Origin of the sequence: Olsenella absiana (genome assembly GCF_036408855.1) — a bacterium.
GTDB classification, from domain to species: Bacteria; Actinomycetota; Coriobacteriia; order Coriobacteriales; family Atopobiaceae; genus Olsenella_K; species Olsenella_K absiana.
In genome coordinates, this window is sequence record NZ_JAZGJQ010000003.1 from 85344 (window position 1) to 104210 (window position 18867).

Here is an 18867-nt window from a genome sequence, read left to right on the forward strand (position 1 = left end):
TCCCGAGAATGGGAGGGCACCGAAAATCAAAATTGCAAAAGAATTGAGCAAATCGCTTTTACTGAATAAAATCGGCAGAAATTGTCCGATAAACGCGATTTGCCGGGGGCGCAAATCGCGTTTATCGGACAAAAAATCGAAAAAATGTTCGGAAAAAGCGATTTGCGTAGTTTACGCCCGGCACGCAGAGGTGAACTGTGGAACGCAGCATAGAGGTCCACGACGCCAGGCGGCCACACGCGGCCTGTGCGGCCAAGGCCGGAGCCGCATTTCGGGGCTTCCCATCGGCCCTCCCGTCACGCGTCAACGCCGCGGCACTCCGGCGCAGTTGAGGAGCGTACGAAACCCTTCCGTATGCAACACGTCCGAGAAGGTGAACCGGACGACCTTCGCACCGAGCAGGCTGAGCTTCGACTCTCGGATGCGCTCTCTGGACATGACCTCGGCGACCGGACGTCCTCCGGTCATCTCGGGCTCGTAGTACTTCTCGAGGCCATCGAGCTCACCGAGAATGAGTCCGCCGTCTGCCGCGGCCCAGCAGAAGTCGACGCGAAAGACGTGCCCGGGCCTGAGGGGGTCGGGAAACGTCGCCTGGAGCTGCGGGGCGGCGAAGCCCAGCGAGAGCATCGTGGCCCGGGCGTACGACTCCCCGCCGTTCTCGCTCAGCGGGTTGGCCCACTTCGCGACCCCGAGCGCCCTGTCGAGTGCCTCGCGTTCGCCGCGTCCGCGGACGTGCAGGGCGAGGAGCTCGCTTCTCAGGTCGTCCAGCTGGACCTGACGGCTACGGAGATATGAGTCCGCGACGGAGAGCGCCCGGGGAAAGTCCAGCTCGGAGAGGCAGTCGAGGAGCGTCCGGGCGATGGTGGTGACCCTGGCCTCGTTCGCCATCACGAACTCCAACGGGTGGGAGGGGTCCTGCCGCACCAAGACGCCGCCCGTGCCCGAGGGGCGCGTGCGAGAGGTCCTGACGTTCAGCACGTCGGCATCGAGGAGCGGAACCTCGAGCCCGTGCGCGATCGCCGCAGGCGCCTGCCGGAAGCCCCAGCTCCCGGTCGAGTCCGACACCGACCTCATCACGTGGAGCACCCTGTCGGCGGGCGTCAGCGACTCCCAGTACCTCGTGCGCGCGAACAGGCCCCGCCGGGGCGAGACGAACGTCCCGCCGCGGACGCGCTGCCTGAGGAGGGCCGCCTCTGCGGGGTCGTCCGGGCGAAGGCATCTCCCGCGGCGTTCCGCCGACCGGGCGTGAGCCTCGATCGATGCGCTCTGCGACTTCCCGTAGCCACGGGCCATCCGCTCGCCCCCTTGGGCTCCGATGCGTGCTGGTGCGGGAACCATAGCAGAGGATGCGTCGCCGTGCCTTGTGAGCCTCTGGCGGCCTTGTGGCAGCGTGCTCGCAGCCGGCGCACGTAAGGCCTGGTCACCGCGGCTGGTGTGGGCGTTCTGTGCCAGGCTTCCATGTTCGTGAGCGCGGGGTCGCCGCGCGCCAGGGGCCGCCGCACGCCCGAGCCCACGCCCGGGGCCGCCAGCTGCCCCCTAGTCCTTCTCGTTCAGCCATGCCTCGAGAAGTGCGAGGTAGCGTGGGGTGTCGTCGTAGTAGCACATGTGGCGGCAGTCGGCGAAGAGCTCCCAGCGAGCGTTAGGGATGCCGTCTGCGAGCTGCTTGGCGATGAGCGGCGTGCAGAGGTCCTCCTCGCCCGAGATGACGAGCGCCGGACAGGGAACCTCCCCCAGGCGGGCGGAGTAGTCGAAGTCGGCGAGCGTCCCGGTTGGCATGAGCTCGTTGTCTCCCCATGCCACGACGTAGGGCACGCGCCCGCCCGCGTGCGGACGGCGTACGCACTCCGGGTCGTCCTCGGTGAGAGGGCCGATGCAGAAGAGCTCCATGTAGTGCTCGATCGCCGCCGCGAAGTCCCTGCCGGAGAAGTCGCCGCGCGCCTCCGCGTCCAGGATGCAGCGCCGCTCGGCCTCGCTGAGGTAGCGCAGGCGCCTGTGCCCCTCGGCGCCCCAGAGCCGTGCGGACGCGGTCGTGCTGGAGAGCGTCACGGACGCGACGGCGCGCGGCCGGCGCTCGCACAGGTAGGCGATAGCCAGCATGCCGCCCCACGACTGCCCGAGCAGGTGGAAGCGGTCGAGGTCGAGGGCGCGCACGACGCCCTCGAGCTCCTCGAGCCAGGTCTTGGCGCGCCACAGCTCGGGGTGGTCGGCCATCGAGGGGTCCCAAGAGAGGCCACATCCAAGCTGGTCGTACATGACGAGCGCGCGTCCATCGCGGTCGGCGAGCGGGTCGAGAAGCTCCAGGTAGTTGTGGGAGGAGCCGGGCCCGCCATGGAGCAGCAGCAACGGCGGCTTGGGCAGGCCCGCCGCCGTCGACTGCGGGCGGTCGGGCTCGACCACGCGGCAGTACGTCCGGTAGCCGCGGAAGGGGACATAGGTCTCGCGTGTCTGCATCGACGATCTCGCTTTCCGTCCAGCCGCGTAGCAGGGTGCTAGTGCGCGTCCTCGAAGGCGCGCAGCAGCTCGTCGTAGGTCTCGAGCGCCGGCAGGTCGGGGTTGTCCCGCCTGATCTGCTCGGTCGTGCGGAAGAGGAAGCCCGCCTTGGAGGCGCGGATCATCGCCAGGTCGTTGTAGGAGTCGCCGGTCGCGATGGTCTGCATGCCGGCGGACTGCAGCGCGCGCACCGTGGTCAGCTTCGAGTCGGGGCAGCGCATCCTCACCCCGGCCACCCTGCCGTCTCTGACCTCGAGCGAGTTGCAGAAGATCGTCGGCCAGCCGAGCTTGCGCATCAGCGGCCGCGCGAACTCCTCGAAGGTGTCGGAGATGATGACCGCCTGCATCTCGCTGCACAGCCGGTCGAGGAAGTCCCTTGCCCCGGGCAGCGGGTCGATAGTGTCGATGACGTCCTGGATCTCGCGGATCCCAAGCCCGTGCTCATCGAGCACGCGCATGCGGAAGTCCATGAGCTTGCCGTAGTCCGGCTCGTCGCGCGTGGTGCGCCTCAGCTCGTCTATGCCGGTCGCGTCGGCGAACGCGATCCAGATCTCCGGCACGAGAACGCCCTCAAGGTCCAGGCAGGCGATGTCCATGGTCGTCCTTCCTCGAGAGGCGCGTGTCCAGCACGCGCCTCGCTGTTTTCTACCGAGAAGATCGTGGGGCCGCGCCGGCCGCGGCACCCGCGGGCGCGGTCCCCGCGCCGGCTGCGGCACCGGTCCCCGCAGCGCCCGCGTCCGGACCTGCGACCTCGTACGTCGTGCCGCGGTCGTCCGCCCTGAGCACGCGCACCCAGAGCCCCTCCACGGCAGCCGTGGCGGCCGCGGCGACGTGGTCCGCGACCTCGTCGCCGTCGGCGATGGCGAGCATGGTCGCGCCGGAGCCGGAGATGACGAAGCCGCAGGCCCCGGCCGCGTAGGAGGTCGCTCGGAGTCGCTCGTAGTCCGCGATCAGCTGCGCTCGGTAGGGTTCGTGCAGGCGGTCGTGGCAGCAGCGCGATATCAGCGCCGCGTCGCCGCGCTCGAGCGCCTGCACCATGGCGACGCAGCGGCCCACCTGCCAGATTGCGGTCTGGGTGGGCACGGTCCGCGGCACGACCTTGCGCGCCTCGCTCGTGAGCACGCGGTAGGGGGGAGCCATGCAGACGAAGCGCAGGTTGGGCGCCACGTTCCAGCGCAGGGCGCAGACGGAGCCGTCCTCGTCGACGAACGAGCTCACGAGCGCCCCCTTGATCGCCGGGGCGACGTTGTCCGGGTGGCCCTCGATCCGGGTCGCGACGTCGAGCGCCTCGTCGGCGTCGTAGCCGTGGCCGGAGAGGAGCTGCGCGGCCACGATGCCGGCCACGACGCAGGCCGAGCTCGAACCCATGCCGCCGGAGGCGGGGATGGGGGAGTCGATCACGATCTCGAGCGGCCGTGCAGTCGCGCCGAGCTCGCGGCAGGCCGTGAGGTAGGAGGTCCACACGAGGTTGTCCGACCCGCGGAAGCGCTCGTCGCAGCCGAGTATCCGCAGCTCGGAGGCAGGCGAGAAGGAGAAGGACGCGAAGAGGTCGAGGGAGACGCCGAGGACGTCGAACCCCACGCCCACGTTGGCCGAGGTCGCCGGCACCCGCACGCACACCCGCGCAGGCGGCTGAGGCCGCGCCGCGCCCGCGTCCTTATCCGCCAGCGGGGCGCCCTGTGCCGACGTCTGCCGGGCCGCCATGCGCTACGCGAAGACGCGCGCGCAGGCGGACTCCACGAAGGAGCCCATCATGTCGCGGTCGCAGACGTCGAGGTGGAGCTCGCGCGCGTCGCGCAGGCTGGAGAGCTGCCTGGGGGCGACGGTGCCGGTGAGGCGGGCGAGCTCGTCCATGCAGGTGAAGCCGTCGAGGTTGGAGGTGTCGCGCCCGAGGGCCGCGAGCACGTCGGAGGAGAACTTGTAGGGCGACGCCGTGGAGAGGCAGACGCGCTCGCGGCCCTCGCTGGGGCGTGCGTCGAGCACGCTCTTCGCGACGGCGGTGTGCGTGTCGATGAGGACGTGCTCGCCCTCCCAGGTGGAGCGGATGGTGGCGCGCGTCGCTTCGTCGTCGGCCCAGCCGCACGCGAAGGTCTCCTGCAGGCGGGCGAGGAGCTGGGGCGAGACGGTGTAGAGGCCCTTCTCGGCCAGGTCGGACATGTAGGAGGCCACGAGCTCGACGTCGCCGTCGGACAGGTAGTACAGCAGGCGCTCCAGGTTGCTGGAGACGAGGATGTCCATGGAGGGGGAGATGGTCTTGTGGAAGGGGCGTCTGCGGTCGTAGGTGCCCGTGGTGATGAAGTCCGTCAGGACGTTGTTGGTGTTGGAGGCCACGATCAGCCTGCCGACCGGCAGCCCCAGGAGCTTTGCGTAGAAGCCCGCCAGGACGTCGCCGAAGTTGCCCGTGGGCACGCAGAAGTCGACCGCGTCGCCGGGCGCGATGGCGCCTGCGGCCGCGAGCCTGCCGTAGGCGTAGAGGTAGTAGGCGACCTGGGGCACGAGCCTGCCCACGTTGATCGAGTTGGCGCTGGAGAGGACCGTGCCGTTGGCGGCGAGCCGGGAGCGCAGGCCCTCGTCGGCGAAGATGCGCTTGACCTCGGTCTGCGCGTCGTCGAAGTTGCCGCGGATGCCGCAGACGGCGACGTTGGAGCCGCGCTGGGTGACCATCTGGAGGCGCTGGACGTCGGAGACCTTGCCGGCGGGGTAGAACACGGTGACGCCCGTGCCCTCTACGTCCGCGAAGCCCTCGAGCGCCGCCTTGCCGGTGTCACCCGAGGTCGCGGTCACGATCATCACGTTCCTGCCGTCGCCGGCGCCCCTGCGCGCGACGCTCATGAGCTGTGGCAGCATCTGCAGCGCCACGTCCTTGAAGGCGCAGGTGGGCCCGTGGTAGAGCTCGAGCAGCCAGTCTGCGCCCAGGGGCGTGACGGGCGTGACCTCGGGGGTGTCGAAGTTGTCGCCATAGGCGGCCTCGACGCAGGCGGCCACCTCGCCGGCCGTGAAGTCGGGGAGGAGCGCGCCGAGCACCCGTCGGGCGACCTCGTGGTAGCCGGCCGAGGCGAGGCCCTCGAGGTCGAGTGCGGTCGTGGTGATGGCGTCGGAGACGTAGAGCCCACCGTCGGGGGCGATCCCGTTCAGGATTGCTTGCTTGCTTGTTACAGGATCGGTGCCGCTTCTCGTGCTGTGGTAAAAAGTGCTCACTCTGCACTCCTCGCTGCTAGATGGACTTGCGCCATGCTCTTGCATCATAGGCGAAGACAGGGCCGTGGGACAGGCTCGGGGATGCTGCGTCACACGTTAGAAAGATTGGAGAACGATGAAGATAGCCGTTCTCGGGTATGGCACGGTGGGGCGAGGCGTCGTCACGATCGTCGAGGGCCGTGCTCGGGGAGTCGAGGTGGAGAAGATCCTCGACCTCCCCAAGAACTGCACCCAGCCCCGCATGACCCCCAACTACGACGAGATCGTGGACGACCCGAGCATCGAGGTCGTCGTCGAGTGCATGGGCGGCCTCGAGCCCGCGCACACCTTCATCTGCCGCGCGCTCAGGGCGCACAAGTCCGTCGTCACCTCCAACAAGGCCGTGGTCGCCGAGTTCTTCGACGAGTTCGCGGCCCTCGCGCTCGAGAACGGCGTGGGCCTGTTCATCGAGGCGTCCGTCGGAGGCGGCATCCCCTGGATCGCGTCCATCGAGAAGGCCCGCCGCATCGACGAGATAAGCAGCTTCTCGGGCATCATGAACGGTACGACCAACTACATCATCGACTCGATGGCGAAGGAGGGCCTGGACTTCGACATCGCGCTCGGCAAGGCGCAGGAGCTGGGCTACGCCGAGAGGGACCCCTCGGCCGACATCGACGGCGTGGACGTCCGCAACAAGACGATCATCTCGGCCAGCGTGGCGTTCGACGTGGCGTGCACCAAGGACCTGCCGGTCACCGGCATCCGCACGCTGACGAAGCGCGACATGCTGATGTTCGAGAACAAGGGGCTCCAGGTGAAGCTCTTCGGGCGCGGCGTGCAGCGCGACGGCAGCTACGCGGTCGCGGTCGAGCCGGTTGCCGTGCCGCGCGAGTCCATGGAGGCCGCGGTGCCCTCCAACTTCAACCTCGTGTCGCTCGAGGGCGCCACGGTGGGTCCGCTCAAGTTCTACGGCCAGGGGGCGGGGAGCCTGCCCACCGGCAACGCGATGGTCCAGGACGTGCTCGACGCGGCGGCGGGCAGGGTGCCGTGCTACGACTTCACGCGCGGGCTCGCCTACGACCCCTCGCTGCTCACCAGCAACTATGTATATAGGACGACGGTCGGCGCGCCGCGCGACGCAGAGTGGTACGCCTCGGGAGCCTGGATGCTCAAGCACCTGACTGCGGTGGAGGCGCGCGAGACCTTCTCGAAGGTCCTCGAGAAGGACCCCGCAGCGTTCATGGCCGCAATCGCCAAGGAGGCGTAACGTGATCAAGGTCGCAAAGTTCGGCGGCTCGAGCGTCTGCGACGCCGAGCAGTTCAAGAAGGTCAAGAAGATCGTGGAGGCCGACCCCGAGCGCAAGTTCGTGGTGGTCTCGGCGGCGGGCAGGAGGCGCCCGGGCGACAACAAGATCACCGACCTCCTCCTCTTGGTGAACGCCCACATCGAGTACCACGTTGACTGCACGACGCTGCTCGCCACCATCGAGGAGCGCTTCATGGACATCGCTCGCGAGCTCGGCCTCAAGTTCCCCGTGGCCGACGAGTTCGCGCGCTTCATCGAGAACATCAAGACCTACTCGCCCGAGTACGTCGTGTCGCGCGGCGAGTGGTTCACGGGCCAGCTCATGGCCGAGTACCTGGGGATCCCGTTCGTCGACGCGGCGGACGTGGTGGTCTTCCACCACGACGGCAAGGTCGACATGCAGCGGACCCAGACCAAGATCCGCGAGGCGGTCGTGCGCAACGACGGCTCCTTCCTGCTCCCCGGCTTCTACGGTGCCACGGTCGACGGCGCGATCAAGCTCTTCCAGCGCGGCGGCGGCGACATCACGGGCGCCATCCTCGCGCGCTGCCTCGACGCCGGCCTCTACGAGAACTGGACGGACGTCTCCGGCTTCCTTGCGGCCGACCCGCACATCGTGGAGAACCCCCGTGGCATCCACCGCATCACCTTCGAGGAGATGCGCGAGCTCTCCTACATGGGCGCCTCCGTCCTGCAGGAGGAGGCGATCTTCCCGGTCCGCGAGGTCAACATCCCCATCCAGATCAAGAACACCAACCAGCCCGACGACTCGGGCACGATCATCCGCGAGAACGCCGGAGAGCACGCCCGCGAGCACCTCATCACCGGCATCGCCGGCAAGAAGGACTTCCTCGCCGTCCACGTGCAGAAGGCCCACATGTCCAACGAGGTCGGCACGGTCCGCAAGGCGCTCAGCATCTTCGAGCGCTACGGCGTCTCCATCGAGCACATCCCGACGGGCGTCGACTCCTTCGCGATCGTGGTCAACGGCAACGACGTCAAGGACACGATCTACTCGATCGTCGCGGACATCCAGCACGAGATCGGCCCGGACGTGGTGAAGGTGGTCGACGGGCTCGCGCTCATCTCGGTCGTCGGTCGCAACATGAGCAGGCGCGCCGGCACCTCGGGCATGATCTTCGGGGCGCTCGGCAAAGCGGGCATCAACATTCGCATGATCACCCAGTCCTCGCAGGAGATCAGCATCATCCTGGGCGTCAACAACGCGGACTTCGAGCGCGCCATCAAGGTCATCTACGACACCTTCGGCTCCGCCGAGGTCGAGAGCGACGGGCGCCAGATCAACTAGCGAGCAGGTTACACGCGGGCGGTGCGCTGGCCGTACGCGGACTGCAAGCGAACCCCAAGGAGACAGGCCAGGGCCACAGGCCCGATTGGAGAGGCCCGGCCAGGCGCCGGGCCGGAGAGGCTTTCATATGAGCGATAAGACCGTTGCCATCCTGGGCGCCACGGGGGTCGTGGGCACCCAGATGCTGCGCTGCCTCGAGGAACGCGACTTCCCCGTAGGCAAGCTCGTCCCCCTCGCGAGCGCCCACTCCCTCGGCAGGACCGTGACCTTCCGCGGCGAGGAGGTGCCCGTCGTCGAGGCGGCGCCCGAGGCCTTCGAGGGCGTCGACATCGTCCTGGGTGCCGCAGGCGACGACGTCGCCAAGGTCCTTCTCCCCGAGGCTGCCGCGCGTGGCGCCGTCGTCGTCGACAACTCGCACGCTTTCAGGCTCGACCCCGAGGTGCCGCTCGTGATCCCCGAGATCAACGCCGGCGACATCGCCGATCACCCCAAGAACATCATCGCGAACCCCAACTGCGCGACCATCATCGGCCTGGTCCCCACCTGGCCCCTGCACGAGGTCGCTGGTGTGCGTCGCCTGATCGTCTCCACCTACCAGGCCGCCTCCGGCGCGGGCATGCCGGGCCTGCGCGAGCTCGAGCGCGAGATGGGCGTCGTCGCCAATGGCGGCGAGATGGGCGACACCGCGCCCTTCGCCTACCAGCTCGCTGCCAACCTCATCCCGCAGATCGGTGGCTTCAAGGAGGAGGCCTACACCTCCGAGGAGCTAAAGATGCAGAACGAGGGTCGCAAGATCATGCACCTTCCGGATCTGCGCGTGAACTGCACCTGCGTGCGCGTCCCGGTCATGCGCTCGCACTCCGAGTCCATCACCGTCGAGTTCGAGCGTCCGATCACGCCCGACGAGGCGCGGACCGCCCTTGCGGCCGCCCCTGGCGTCAAGGTCGTGGACGACCCAGCAAACCTGCGCTACCCCATGCCGCTCGAGACGAGCGACCAGGACCTCGTGTACGTCGGCCGCGTCCGTCGCGACCTCTCCGCGCCCGACGGAGTGAGCTCGCTCACGTTCTGGTGCTGCGGCGACCAGATCAGGAAGGGTGCTGCCACCAACGCCGTGCAGATTGCCGAGTACCTGGTCTAGCCGGGGACGCGCCGCTGCGTGCGCTGCGCTCGACGGGTCGTCGTGATTTCCACGCGCGATCGGTGCAATAGGCCGGGTTATGGACGGGTCGGCAGGGGCTAACTTTGCTCCCTGCCGACCCGTCATCGCGTTTGCCCAGGATTTGGATGCGCCTGGCGCCTTGGACCGGTGCCTGGAGGCACCTGAAGCGCCCACGACCCGTCCCTAAGTGGCGAAGATGCACAGGGCTGGGGCTGCTGGCGCGGCGCCGTGAGCGCTGTCGTGGTGGGCGACGCAAAGGGTGCGCTGCGCTCGACGGGGTCGTCGAGATTTCCACGCGCGATCGGTGCAATAGGCCGGGTTATGGACGGGTCGGCAGGGGCTAACTTTGCTCCCTGCCGACCCGTCATCGCGTTTGCCCAGGATTTGGATGCGCCACAGCCTGGGTAGCGCCTTGGACCGGTGCCTGGAGGCACCTGAAGCGCCCACGACCCGTCCCTAAGTGGCGAAGATGCACAGGGCTGTCCCCAGGACTGCATCGCAGGCCCCTACGGTGCCTGGTCGCGTCGTCAGGGGGTGGCAGCAGGCACCAGACGCGCCGCGGGGTCAGACGCGCCGCGGCGCCAGGCGCCAGACGCGCCGCGGGGCTCCGCCTGTGCCGTGAGCCCTAGTCCTCCGCGCGGCTCAGGAAGCTTCTGGTTCGCTCGTCCACCGGGTGCTCGATGACCTCCTCCGGCGTGCCCTCCTCGGCGATCTGCCCGTCGAAGAGGAAGCAGACGCGGTCGGACACGGAGCGGGCGAAGCCCATCTCGTGCGTCACGATGCCGATAGCCATGCCCTCGTCGGCAAGCTCGCGCATGAGCTGCTGCATGTCGGCCGTCAGCTTGGGGTCGAGGGCCGAGGTCGCCTCGTCGAAGTAGATGACGCGCGGGTTCATGCACAGGGCGCGCGCGATGGCGACGCGCTGCTGCTGCCCGCCGGAGAGCTGGTCGGGGACCTTGTCGGCATGCTCGGTGAGGCCGAGGCGGGCGAGAAGGGCGCGGGCCTGCTCCTCCACCTCTGCCTTGTCGCGCCGCTGTACCACGACGGGGGCGTCCGTCACGTTCTGGAGGACCGTCATGTGCGGGAACAGGTTGTAGTTCTGGAAGACGATGCCGAAGCGCATGCGCGCCTCGCGCACCGCCTGGGGGAGGTAGCCCCTCTCGGGCGTGCAAACCTCGAGGTCGCCGTAGGAGAAGTCGGCCGAGTCGAAGCGGTCCAGCAGCGTCATGCAGCGCAGCATGGTGGACTTGCCGGCGCCCGAGGGGCCGATGAGGGAGAGGATCTCGCCCTCGTGGATGGTGAGCGAGACGTCGCGCAGGACCTCCTTGGAGCCGAAGGCCTTGCGTGCACCGCGCACCGTGACGGCGGCGGGCCGCCCGCTCGCGGCGGCCTGCCTGCTCGCGGCGGCATCCGTCGCGGTCCGTGCGTCGTTCTTCTCGTTAGTCATGGTAGTAGCTCAGCTTCCTCTCGGCGCGGCGGAGAAGGAACTCGATCACGAGGCAGGTCACCCAGTAGATGAGCGCTGCGATGGCGAACGGCATCATGGAGCGCTGGCTCGCGACGAGGGCGCGCGCGGTCGTGAACATCTCGGCGACGCCGATGGAGAAGGCGAGCGAGGTGTCCTTCACGAGGGTGACGATCTCGTTGCCCATGGCGGGCAGGATGCGCTTGACGACCTGCGGCAGCACGATGCGACGGAAGGTCTGCCCGCTGGAGTAGCCCAGGACCTGGGCCGCCTCGTACTGGCCCTTGGGGATGCTCTGGATGCCGGAGCGGTAGATCTCGGCGAAGTAGGCGGCGTAGTTGACCACGAAGGCGATGAGGCAGGCCGTGAACATGAAGCTCGAGTCCGTCTGGATGCCGAAGACGTAGTAGGGCGCGAAGAAGACGGCGAACATCTGGAGCATGAGGGGCGTGCCGCGCATGAGCGAGATGTAGAGGCCCACGACGGCGGAGAGCGGCCTCACGCGCGAGAGCCTGCCGAGCGCGACGGGGATGCCGAGCAGGCTCGCGCAGACGAGGGTAACGAAGAAGATCTGGAGGGACACGCCGTAGCCTTGGACCAGCATGCCCGTCATGGTGGAGAGTTGCATGTGTCACCCCAAAAGGGGCAGGCACGCACGAGGCGCGCCTGCCCGCTCGATCGATGTCCGGGTCCCTTACGCGTCCGCCTTCGGGAGCACCCACAGGTCGTAGGAGACGCCCTGGTCGGCGTACTTCTCGCAGAGCTCCTTGACCTTGCCCTCGGCGTCGAGCTCCTTGAGGTCCTTCTCGACCGTGTCTGCGAGCGTCTGGCCCTGGTCGGTCTTGGCGAAGCCGACGGCGAAGTGCTCGGAGTTGAGCGCCTCGTCCAGGATCGTGAACTCGTTGAGGCGGTCGCCGATGTTGTAGACGGCGACGGGGTAGTCGATCGCGACGGCGTCGACGGAGCCGCTCTCGAGCATCATGAAGGCGGTGTTGTAGTTGTCGATGGTCTGGAGTTGCGCGAAGGTCGCGCCGAGGTCGGCCTGGGCGCCGTCCGCGGAGAGGAGGTCGAGGGCGGCGGAGTCGGCCTGGGTGATCACGTTCTTGCCGGCGAGGTCGGCCAGGCTCGAGATGCCGGAGCCGGAGCGCACGACGATGACCTGGCGGTTCTCCATGTAGGGGGCGGTGAAGGTGTAGTCGTCCTCGCGGCCCTCGACCGTGAAGCCGTTCCAGATGCAGGTGATCTGGCCGCTGTTGAGCAGGGCGTCCTTGGCGTCCCACGAGATGGGGTTGGGCGTGTAGGTCCAGCCCTCCTTCTCGCAGACGGCCTGGGCGAGGTCGAGGTCAAAGCCGGCGTAGTTGCCGGAGTCGTCGACGTAGCCGTAGGGCGGGAACTCCTGGTCGAAGCCGACGACGAACTTTCCGTCGAAGGAGCCGCCGCCTGCGGGGGCGGAGGAGGACTGGGACGCGGAGCCGCCGCAGGCGGTGAGGCCGAGGAGGGCGGTCGCGGAGAGCGCGGCGCCGGCGCCGACGAAGCCGCGGCGGGTGAGGTTGCTCGGGTACTTCATATGGTCTCCTCTCGGGGCCGGGGGCGGCGTGGGCGCCTTCGGCTAGAGCGCTTTACTACGCTAAAGAGCATCACCTGACGGCGGGCCTACGTCAAGCGTCTGTATGTAAAAACTTTACTACGGTAAAGCAGGGTGCCCGCCGCGTGCGAAGGGCGTGCAAGGCTCCCGCGTGGAGGCGCGAGAAAAAATTCGGGAAGTCGCTTGCATTCGCTGGGGGCGTTGTGCATAATAATCAAGCCGCCTGACGGAATACAGATGGTGGGTGTAGCTCAGTTGGCAGAGCGACGGACCGTGGCTCCGTAGGTCGAGGGTTCGAGCCCCTCTACCCACCCCATTCATTCCATCAAGCAGATGGGTCGTTAGCTCAGTTGGTAGAGCAGGGGACTCTTAATCCCAAGGTCGAGGGTTCGACCCCCTCACGACCCACCATCGTTTTCTCCCGCGCACCGAGAGGTGCGTTTTAACTGAATACGCGTCGTTAGCTCAGTTGGTAGAGCAGGGGACTCTTAATCCCAAGGTCGAGGGTTCGACCCCCTCACGACGCACCAGCAGGTACAGCCCCCGGACGCTTGCGCCGGGGGCTTTTTCGTCGCCCTTTCCTATCGGGCCACAAAGGCCCGCTCCCTCCGAGGAGGCCTCCCTCTGAGGCCGCCCGCTTTCAAGGGGCTTTGGGAACGAGGAGAACCTCTGTAGTTTGCGATGCCGCGTCCCCCGTTATGGGAAAGTGATAAGGACGGGCGCTCGGAGGCACGTTCGTTCGTGCGCGGGGGCTCCGGCGGCGTCGCCCGCCCTCCCACGCCGCACGAAGGCGCCCGAACCCGTCTTAGACCTTTACGCAACATTGACGAAGGTCCTCGCACGATTCGCGAAAGCCGTATCCGGGAGGATGGTTCATTGCTGAGAAGAAGGATAGCTACGGTGGCGACGGCCGCCGCGGTCGCAGGCCTCGGCCTCGGCCTGGCGCCCGTCACCGCACTCGCCGCGCCGAGCCTCGACGAGGCGCGGACGAACATGGAGTCGCTGGGCTCTGCGCTCAAGAGCAGCCAGTCCACGCTCTCCCAGGCTGCCGACGACTACGAGGCGACGCAGGCCTCGATCGACCAGACGCAGCACGACATCGACGACACCCAGGTCAGGCTCGACCAGGCTCGCTCGCAGCTGGGCGGCACCATGCGCACGAACTACAAGGGCAACACGACGCGCACGCTCCTCGAGCTCGTCATGGGCTCGTCGAGCCCGGAGGAGCTCGTCGACAACCTCTACTACGCCGACAAGGTGAACAGCGCCTACGCGTCGCAGATCCAGGTGGTCAACGACCTCTCGCGCGAGCTCAACGACAAGATGGCCGAGCTCAAGGTCGAGCAGGCCAAGCAGCAGGACGCCATGGACTCCGCCCAGCAGGAGGTCGACGCCTACCAGCAGAAGCTGGGCGAGGCCACGAGCTACTACCAGAGCCTCAGCGCCGAGGTCCAGGCGCAGCTCGCCGCCGAGGCGGCGGCGTCGGGAGGCCAGGTGGACTCTAGGGGCGTCGTGAGCGACGACCTCGCAAACGCGGTGAGCACGGTGCAGGCGTCGACCGGAGCGTCCGGCGCGACCGGCTCCACCGCCGCATCTGGCGACGCCGGGGCCCAGGCGGGCGACGGCGGCTCGCAGCCCTCGGGCGGCTCTGCGGGCGGCTCCGATTCGGCCTCCGAGACCGTCTCGGGCGGCGGCTCCGACGACGCCGCCGGGGACCCCGAAAGCCCCAGCTCCAACGGCGGCTCCGACAACCGCGCGCCCGAGGGCGGCTCGAACGGGGGCGGCTCCGACAAGCCCGCGTCCGGGGGCGGCTCCGACAAGCCCGCGTCCGGGGGCGGCTCCTCCACGGGGTCCAGCTCCACGGGCGGAGCCTCCGGCGGCGGCCTCTCCACCGCCTACTCCATGATCGGCGTGCCCTACGTCTGGGGCGGCACGAGCGCGAGCGGCGTCGACTGCTCCGGCCTCGTCTGCTACTCCTACGGCTACAAGCGCGGCCGCACCACCTATGACATGATCGGCTCGCTTCAGGCCACGGGCGACTGGAAGACCTCGATGAGCGAGCTCTCCGTGGGCGACCTCGTCTTCCCGTCCTCGGGCCACGTGGGCATCTACATCGGGAACGGCCAGATGATCCACGCGCCGAGCCCCGGTCGCACGGTCTGCATCGCCTCGGTGTACAGCTTCATCGGGGGCGGCACGTACTAGGCACGCGCTAGCTCGGGCGCAGCGTTGGTCCGGGCGCGGCGCCCCGGAGGGCGCAGCGCCCCGGGCGGCCGGGATTGCAGGGAGGCGTCGATGGACGAGAGCGTGGGGAGTGAACGGTCGGACGGCCTCGGCGTCGGCTCGACGGAGCGCGTCGAGGAGCTCCTGCGGCCCGATGACAGGCTCGTCGAGCGGGTGGCCTCGAGGGAGGTGGCCTGGAAGGGCCTCATCTTTGAGGTGCAGCGGCTCGACGTCGTCTGCCCCGACGGCTCGCACGCCCGGCGGGACGTCCTTCTCCACCACGGCGGGGCGGGCGTGTGCGCCGTACGCGACGGGAGGATCTGCCTGGTGCGGCAGTACCGCGTCGCCCTGGGCAGGATGACGCTCGAGATACCCGCGGGCAAGCTCGAGGCGGGCGAGGATCCCGCCGTCTGCGCCGCCCGCGAGCTGGAGGAGGAGACGGGCCTCGTGGCGGAGAGCCTCGAGCGCATCGCGGTGAGCGCGGGTGCGCCCGGCTTCAACGACGAGAAGACGCGCATCTTCATGGCGCACGGCCTGCACCGCCACGAAGCCTCGCCCGACGAGGGCGAGTTCGTCGACGTCGTCTGGCTGCCTCTCGAGGACGTGATGGCGGCGATCCGCGCCGGCCTGGTCGAGGACTCCAAGACGGTCATCTCCGTGTACGAGGCGCTCGCCCGGGGCATGGGCCGGCCGGCCACGGCTGGGTCGGCCGCGGCGGACGCGCGGTCGGAGGATTCGCGCGCCCCGCGCGGATCGCGGCAGGGCTTGCGCTAGAATGGGTGACTGCACCACGTTCTGCTCCCTTAGCCCAGCTGGATAGAGCAGGGGACTTCTAATCCCAAGGTCGCGCGTTCGAACCGCGCAGGGAGCACCAGAGGACACGACCCCCGTCCGGACGCTGCGGACGGGGGTCTCGCTTTCGGTCGCGAGCCTCGGCGCCGGCGCCCGAAATCCCCGCGAGAAGTAACGCCGACGTAACAAGAGCCTGCTAGTCTCTCCCTTAACGTCGCCCACAGGAAGGGAAGAGAAGATGTCCCCCAAGACCTCCTACATCGCACTCGGCGCCCGTGCGTGCGCCGGCGCGTGGTGGTGGACAAGGACTGACTCCCTTCCGGACTGACGACGGCCACCCGCGCATGACGCTTACACAAGGGCCCTCGGACAAGTTCCGGGGGCCCTTTTCGTGTGCGCGGGAGGCGCCAGGCGGCGAGGACCTTGACGGCACGTTAGCGAGTAGAGAGGCAAGAGGATGATCGACCAGACGACCGACGCCAGGAAGCACGACGACCCCTATCGCACCTACCTCCGCGAGGACCAGATTCCCACGGCCTGGTACAACCTGCGTGCCGACATGCCCGAGAAGCCCGAGCCCATGCGCCTGCCTGACGGCAGGGTCGCGACCGTGGACGACATCGCCCCCGTCTTCGCGCGCGCCCTTTGCGAGCAGGAGCTCGACGACGACACCCCCTTCTTCGACATCCCCGAGCCGGTGCTCGAGATGTACAAGGTCTACCGTCCGAGCCCGCTGTGCCGCGCCTACAACCTCGAGCGCGCGCTCGACACGCCGGCGAGGATCTACTACAAGTTCGAGGGGAACAACACCTCGGGTTCGCACAAGCTGAACTCGGCGCTCGCGCAGGCCTACTACGCCTACGCGGAGGGCATCACCAACATCACGACCGAGACGGGCGCCGGCCAGTGGGGCACGGCCCTCTCCGAGGCCGCGGCTCACTTCGGCCTCGACCTGGACGTCTTCATGGTCAAGTGCTCATTCGAACAGAAGCCCTTCCGCCGAAGCGTGATGCAGACCTTCGGCGCCTCCATCACTCCGTCCCCCTCCGACACCACCGAGGCTGGCCGGAAGATCCTGGGCGCCGATCCCGGGTGCACGGGCTCGCTCGGCACCGCCATCTCCGAGGCCGTCGAGCGCGCGCTCAACGTCCCCGGCAACAAGGGCCGCTATCAGCTTGGGAGCGTCCTCAACCAGGTCGTGCTGCACCAGTCGGTCATCGGGCTGGAGTCCTACGAGGCGATGCGGGAGCTGGGCGAGTACCCCGACGTCGTGATCGGCTGCTGCGGCGGCGGCTCCAATTTCGGCGGTCTCATTGCCCCCTTCATGCGCGACAAGATCCTGGGCACCCACCCCGACACGCGCTTCGTCGGCGTCGAGCCCGCGAGCTGCCCCTCGCTCACCCGCGGCGTCTACGCCTACGACTTCGCCGACACGGGCCAGACCTGTCCGCTCTGCAAGATGTACACCCTCGGCAACGGCTTCATCCCCAGCCCCGACCACGCCGGCGGCCTGCGCTACCACGGCATGAGTCCAATCGTGTCGAAGCTCTACCACGACGGCTACATGGAGGCGGTCGCGGTCAAGCAGACCGACGTCTTCGGCGCGGCCGAGAAGTTCGCCAAGCTCGAGACGATCCTTCCCGCCCCGGAGAGCTCGCACGCGATCCTGCAGGCGATCCGCGAGGCGGAGAGGTGCCGCGAGACCGGCGAGGCCAAGACCATCCTCTTCGGCCTCACGGGCACCGGCTACTTCGACATGGTCGCCTACGACAAGTACAACAAGGGCGAGCTCGAGGACCACGAGCCGACGGACGAGGAGCTCCAGCGCGGGCTCGACACGATCCCGCACATCCCCGGCATCCAGTAGGTCGCCTTTTGCCCCCCCCCGCGCGTGCGCGTGCGCGGGGTCGCCCTTCGACTCTGGTGTTATAAGAGTTCCATGGAGAAGGACCTCGGCGGCTGCGCGCGATAACGCCTGGAGAATGTGACCGACGTGAACAACATACCAGGTAAAAGTGGGGAACACGTCGGTCGTGCGGCAGGTGCCCCGGAGTCTGGCCGCAGGCGAGCCGCAGCCCACCGTCCACCGCACGAAAGAGCTGGACGTAAATTCCTCCGATTGGTGTGAAGGAATCGGGGTACGTGTTATAATAGAAGCAGACCAAAGGACGCCCTGCGGAAGGTCGAGGCGCCCGACATTGGAGGGAAGGGGTCACGATGTTCGCAGGACTTGATGCACAGTCTCTCGTCGCTCTCGCAGTCGTCGTACTCTCGCTCGTGAGCGTGCCCCTCATCGCCGGCACGGGCCGCGAGCCCGGCCGCGTCCTGAACGACGGGTCCGAGGGTGCCGGCCTCGAGAAGGGCACCCGCCAGGGCCCTCGCCTGAGGAGGGCCGGGAGCCTCCAGGCGTAGCCTCCCGGTAGCCGGATCAGGCCTCCGGCACGAGCTCGTCTCCGTACGTCTCCTCGAGGCGGGCGACGAGGCGCTCCGCGAGCGGCGAGAGCGCCCGCCCCATGCGCCAGATGACGGCCTGGCGGGTGGCGAGCTCGGCGCAGTCCAGGGTCTTCACTACCTGGTCCGGCATGGTGAGGAGGCGCGTTGCGCTCACGGGGGCGATGCCCACGCCCATGCCCGCGCGCGCCCAGCTGATGGTCGTGCGGGCGTCGTCGTTGAGGCAGACGACGCCGAGGGGGACCGAGCGGTCCTCGAACGCCTTCCGTATGAGCGCCTCGAACCTCCGGTAGATGATGAGGGGCACGCCGGCGAGGTCCTCGACGGAGCAGGTGCCGTCCCCGCCCACGGCGTCGTCGGGTCCCATGACGCAGACGAGCGGCTCTGGCGCGAAGTAGCGGCAGACGAGCCCCGTGGTGGGGAAGGGCGTCCTCACGAAGCCGAGCTCCACGATGCCCTGCTCGAGCATCTCGAGCACTTCGTACGTGTTGCCCTCGTGGACCTCGTAGGAGACGTCCGGGTGGCCCGCCGCGAGGCCGCGCATGGCCTCGCCGGGCGACATCGCGCCCGAGGACGAGGTCATGCCGATGGAGAGGGTCCCGGCGAGGCCCCTGCCGACGTTGGCGACCTCCGCCGCCGCCGCGCTCGTCAGCGAGAGGATGCTCCGGGCGCGCTTGTACAGGACGCGCCCGGCGTCGGTCAGGGACACGCCGCGGGCCTCGCGCGTCACGAGGAGGACGCCCAGCTCGCGCTCGAGCTGCGAGAGCTCGTAGGAGAGCGGCGGCTGCGAGATGTGGAGCCTCCGTGCGGCGGCGGTGATCTGGTGCTCCTCCGCGATGGCCACGAAGTACTCCAGCTGCTTGAGGTTCATCTCGCCCCCTTCTGCGCGAGGCCTGCGGGTGGC

16 protein-coding genes and 4 tRNA genes are annotated in these 18867 nt (G+C 68.3%); 11 read left to right on the forward strand and 9 right to left on the reverse strand.

Features of this window, described 5'->3' with window-relative positions:
- Positions 1-303: 303 nt before the first annotated feature.
- The 5 genes from VXJ25_RS03810 to thrC all read right to left on the reverse strand — a co-directional run bounded on the left by VXJ25_RS03810 (position 304) and on the right by thrC (position 5688).
- Complete coding sequence (locus VXJ25_RS03810; protein ID WP_330957892.1) at positions 304-1293, reverse strand: hypothetical protein; 990 nt, start codon at positions 1291-1293, stop codon at positions 304-306.
- A gap of 243 nt (positions 1294-1536) precedes the next feature.
- A complete protein-coding gene (locus VXJ25_RS03815) occupies positions 1537-2451 on the reverse strand; it encodes a proline iminopeptidase-family hydrolase (RefSeq protein ID WP_330957893.1) in 915 nt (304 codons plus the stop codon).
- 38 nt (positions 2452-2489) lie between these two features.
- On the reverse strand, positions 2490-3086 hold the full coding sequence (gene thrH, locus VXJ25_RS03820) for a bifunctional phosphoserine phosphatase/homoserine phosphotransferase ThrH (RefSeq protein ID WP_330957894.1): 597 nt from the start codon (positions 3084-3086) through the stop codon (positions 2490-2492).
- A 49-nt stretch (positions 3087-3135) separates the two neighbouring features.
- A complete protein-coding gene (thrB, locus tag VXJ25_RS03825) occupies positions 3136-4194 on the reverse strand; it encodes a homoserine kinase (protein ID WP_330957895.1) in 1059 nt (352 codons plus the stop codon).
- Between the two features lie 3 nt (positions 4195-4197).
- Positions 4198-5688, reverse strand: coding sequence for a threonine synthase (thrC, locus tag VXJ25_RS03830; protein WP_330957896.1), 1491 nt, complete (start codon positions 5686-5688; stop codon positions 4198-4200).
- 115 nt (positions 5689-5803) lie between these two features.
- Here thrC and VXJ25_RS03835 point away from each other — a divergent pair, with 115 nt between their 5' ends.
- The 3 genes from VXJ25_RS03835 (at position 5804) to VXJ25_RS03845 (ending at position 9426) form a co-directional block, all read left to right on the forward strand.
- Positions 5804-6937, forward strand: coding sequence for a homoserine dehydrogenase (locus tag VXJ25_RS03835; protein WP_330957897.1), 1134 nt, complete (start codon positions 5804-5806; stop codon positions 6935-6937).
- Position 6938: 1 nt separating this feature from the next.
- Positions 6939-8285 carry an aspartate kinase gene (locus tag VXJ25_RS03840; protein ID WP_330957898.1) on the forward strand — a complete coding sequence of 449 codons (1347 nt, stop codon included), beginning with the start codon at positions 6939-6941 and terminating at the stop codon, positions 8283-8285.
- A gap of 127 nt (positions 8286-8412) precedes the next feature.
- On the forward strand, positions 8413-9426 hold the full coding sequence (locus VXJ25_RS03845) for an aspartate-semialdehyde dehydrogenase (RefSeq protein WP_330957899.1): 1014 nt from the start codon (positions 8413-8415) through the stop codon (positions 9424-9426).
- A gap of 646 nt (positions 9427-10072) precedes the next feature.
- Here VXJ25_RS03845 and VXJ25_RS03850 read toward each other — a convergent pair.
- From VXJ25_RS03850 to VXJ25_RS03860, 3 genes are all read right to left on the reverse strand, one after another.
- Entirely contained in the window at positions 10073-10894 is an 822-nt protein-coding gene (locus VXJ25_RS03850; RefSeq protein WP_330957900.1) for an amino acid ABC transporter ATP-binding protein, read from the reverse strand.
- Positions 10887-11540, reverse strand: coding sequence for an amino acid ABC transporter permease (locus VXJ25_RS03855; RefSeq protein WP_330957901.1), 654 nt, complete (start codon positions 11538-11540; stop codon positions 10887-10889). The genes VXJ25_RS03850 and VXJ25_RS03855 overlap by 8 nt, the downstream gene beginning before the upstream one ends.
- 66 nt (positions 11541-11606) lie before the next feature.
- Positions 11607-12479, reverse strand: coding sequence for a transporter substrate-binding domain-containing protein (locus tag VXJ25_RS03860; RefSeq protein WP_330957902.1), 873 nt, complete (start codon positions 12477-12479; stop codon positions 11607-11609).
- Positions 12480-12737: 258 nt separating this feature from the next.
- On the opposite strand from VXJ25_RS03860, the gene VXJ25_RS03865 reads away from it, so the two are divergent.
- The 8 genes from VXJ25_RS03865 (at position 12738) to VXJ25_RS03900 (ending at position 17924) form a co-directional block, all read left to right on the forward strand.
- Positions 12738-12813, forward strand: a tRNA-His gene (locus VXJ25_RS03865).
- A gap of 19 nt (positions 12814-12832) precedes the next feature.
- Positions 12833-12908: transfer RNA gene (locus tag VXJ25_RS03870), tRNA-Lys, on the forward strand.
- 43 nt (positions 12909-12951) lie between these two features.
- Positions 12952-13027 (forward strand) — tRNA-Lys (locus VXJ25_RS03875).
- 346 nt (positions 13028-13373) lie between these two features.
- Complete coding sequence (locus VXJ25_RS03880; RefSeq protein WP_330957903.1) at positions 13374-14702, forward strand: C40 family peptidase; 1329 nt, start codon at positions 13374-13376, stop codon at positions 14700-14702.
- A gap of 90 nt (positions 14703-14792) precedes the next feature.
- Entirely contained in the window at positions 14793-15494 is a 702-nt protein-coding gene (locus VXJ25_RS03885; RefSeq protein ID WP_330957904.1) for an NUDIX hydrolase, read from the forward strand.
- Positions 15495-15517: 23 nt separating this feature from the next.
- Positions 15518-15594 (forward strand) — tRNA-Arg (locus VXJ25_RS03890).
- A gap of 375 nt (positions 15595-15969) precedes the next feature.
- Positions 15970-17379: a TrpB-like pyridoxal phosphate-dependent enzyme gene (locus tag VXJ25_RS03895; protein ID WP_330957905.1), complete on the forward strand. Its 1410-nt coding sequence runs from the start codon at positions 15970-15972 to the stop codon at positions 17377-17379.
- A 350-nt stretch (positions 17380-17729) separates the two neighbouring features.
- A complete protein-coding gene (locus tag VXJ25_RS03900; RefSeq protein ID WP_330957906.1) occupies positions 17730-17924 on the forward strand; it encodes a hypothetical protein in 195 nt (64 codons plus the stop codon).
- 16 nt (positions 17925-17940) lie between these two features.
- Here the strand turns inward: VXJ25_RS03900 and VXJ25_RS03905 are convergent, their stop codons facing one another.
- On the reverse strand, positions 17941-18834 hold the full coding sequence (locus tag VXJ25_RS03905) for a LysR family transcriptional regulator (protein WP_330957907.1): 894 nt from the start codon (positions 18832-18834) through the stop codon (positions 17941-17943).
- Positions 18835-18867: the final 33 nt, after the last annotated feature.